Here is a 468-nt window from a genome sequence, read left to right as displayed (position 1 = left end):
GTTATAAAAAGAAATTTAGGATAGGAGACTAACTCTAGATGAAAAGCACTATTGCTATTATAGGAGGCACTGGAAAAGCAGGTAAATTTTTAGCAGAAACGGCAATTAAAAAAGGCTATACAGTTCGCATGCTCGTCCGAAATCCAGAAAAAGTTTCAGTAACTAGCCCAAACATAGAGCTTATTAAAGGATACGCTCAAAACCCACATTCAATTCGCTCTTTACTTGAAGGATGTGAAGCTGTTGTTAATACTTTTGGACAACCCAATAGAGACACACCTTTATACAGTGAAGTTACAAAACTGATAATTACTATTATGGGAGATATCGGAATCAAAAGGTATATTGGAGTAACAGGAGGTTCTTTGGATATATATGGAGATAAAAAGTCATTCGTAAATAAGTTGGGGGCCATCGTCTTTCGCATTATGTATTCTAAGATGATTAAGGATAAGAAAAAAGAGCTTA

1 protein-coding gene is annotated in these 468 nt (G+C 35.0%); it reads left to right on the top strand.

Going from position 1 to position 468, the window contains the following annotated elements:
* Positions 1-38 precede the first annotated feature (38 nt).
* Positions 39-468, top strand: a 430-nt coding sequence (locus tag HRG09_RS28405) for an NAD(P)-dependent oxidoreductase (RefSeq protein WP_174104109.1), incomplete at its 3' end; no start/stop codon positions are given.

The sequence above is a fragment of the Bacillus sp. Xin1 genome, from assembly GCF_013314535.1.
Classification (GTDB): domain Bacteria; phylum Bacillota; class Bacilli; order Bacillales; family Bacillaceae_G; genus Bacillus_A.
Note: the sequence above shows the minus strand (reverse complement) of the source record. Positions and strands in the feature narration are given on the sequence as shown.